Here is a 1,757-nt window from a genome sequence, read left to right on the forward strand (position 1 = left end):
ACAAAGGAAAAGAAGAAAGCCAAGGTCAGGTCTTTCATTATGCAAATAACTTTTTTATCATCATAAACGACATTTGTTATGCATGATTAAAGACCTGACCCCCGGTTTTTGACCCCCGGTTTTGATTAAAGACCTGACCCCCGGTTTGTTGACTGAAGAGTCGGTGTTATGAGAAATAGTAACCACCCCTTTGTGACCATTGTTGTACAAAAATTCTTTTGAAAAAAATGGTCGATTAAAAAAAACAAAAGATCTGGCTCGGGCTCCGTTAATACTCGTCAAGAATCAAGACCTGACCCTGGTTTTCGCTCTTTTCTCATCAGAAATCAAATTAAAACCATTGCTTTGAAAAGCCGCCTCCCGCTGCCCGCTACCCGTAAAAGCTTTTATCTTATCTTCTTCGAAAAACGGACTACGGAATGCGGACAACGGCTTCCATCTTATCTTTTTCGGGAAGCGGGCGGCGGGAAGCGGGAGTCTTCCCCCCAATTATTCATCTATAATAGGTACACACTTCGGACACAAAATTATTACCCACAAGGAACAAACCATGGGCACTGATACAACACCAGCAGTTTTCGGCATAAGGGAACTCAGAGAAAGGTCCAAAGAACTTAGTGATGTTGCCCAGTCGGGCAAATTAGCCGTATTTACCCGTTACGGGGCACCTCTTATGATCGGCGTGCCCGTCACCAATACCTTGCTGGAAAAAGGGGTCCACACCGGTCTTGCGATCAGTTTGTATGAAGCGGGGGTATTAACACTGGCAAAATCAGCCCAACTCGCCGACCTATGCCTGGAAGACTTTATGAAGCTGGTATCAAGCCTTGACATTCCCATTGCTGATTACCAGCCCGGCGACTTGGAAAAGGAGTTAAAGCACTTTGACTAAAATCATCGTTGCTGATGCCAGCCCACTAATCGCCCTGGGCCAGACGCCAGTTCTTAATCATCTGAAGCAACTGAATCTGGTATTAATGGCACCCGCCACTGTACTCAATGAGTGCAAAGTACCCGGAAAACCAGCCTGCCACGCCATTGAAAGTGCTGTCCATTGCGGCACCATAAAGCCCATCGCCGACCAGCCAGACAATCACCCTTTGCTGCAACAATTACAAACCCTACTGGATAACGGTGACGCGCAAGCCATTATTGCTGCCATGCAGCTCAACGCTTGCATCATGATTGACGAAAAAAAAGGGCGCAAAGAGTCCTTCAAAAGAGGCCTCAAAGTCATTGGCAGTTTGACATTATTACTTCAAGCCAGAAGACAAAATCTCACAGGGCCACTCAAACCTGTCACTGATGACCTCCGGCAGAATGGCATTCGATATTCAGACTCAGTAATTCATGAATTACTGGAGCTTGAGGCAACATTATTAAAGGCCCGCTGACCGTTGTCCGTAAAAGCTTTTATCTTGTCTTTTACGGACAACGGCTTTCAAGATACTTCATCCGTAACCGCCTGATGCTTCGGATGCCGATACAACCAATCCACCACCCTTATACCAATTCCACCTTCTAACCATGAACTGCGCAGCCATTTTGAACAGCTGGATCTTCGTTGGAATTCCTCGCACCAGGCCTGCTATTACTCGTCATTCCGCCTTGCCCAGCCGTCCAAAATAGCTTGCTCGATATCATCGAGACTTGACCCCGCTTTCTGTTCTTACGATAGACATTAAGCATCTATCCATTAATCCCAGAAGCAAAAGCTTTGAACCACGAAGCACACGGTGTGACACGGGAGCAGAGTC

Annotated in this window: 2 protein-coding genes; both read left to right on the top strand. The window is 46.4% G+C overall.

Annotated elements, in window-relative coordinates; translation table 11 throughout:
• Positions 1 to 550 precede the first annotated feature (550 nt).
• The gene (locus tag KDK14_RS15515; protein ID WP_257266080.1) at positions 551 to 892 is read left to right on the top strand and encodes a UPF0175 family protein; all 342 of its coding nucleotides are present in this window, start codon (positions 551 to 553) and stop codon (positions 890 to 892) included.
• Positions 885 to 1,394, top strand: a complete 510-nt coding sequence (locus KDK14_RS15520) for a DUF3368 domain-containing protein (RefSeq protein ID WP_257266081.1) — start codon at positions 885 to 887, stop codon at positions 1,392 to 1,394. The genes KDK14_RS15515 and KDK14_RS15520 overlap by 8 nt, the downstream gene beginning before the upstream one ends.
• Positions 1,395 to 1,757 lie beyond the last annotated feature (363 nt).

The sequence above is a fragment of the Endozoicomonas sp. ONNA2 genome, assembly GCF_024606365.1.
GTDB lineage: Bacteria > Pseudomonadota > Gammaproteobacteria > Pseudomonadales > Endozoicomonadaceae > Endozoicomonas.

Coding starts and splice junctions, on each gene's coding strand:
- KDK14_RS15515 (WP_257266080.1), top strand. CDS start 551: ATGGGCACTGATACAACACCAGCAGTTTTCGGCATAAGGGAACTCAGA.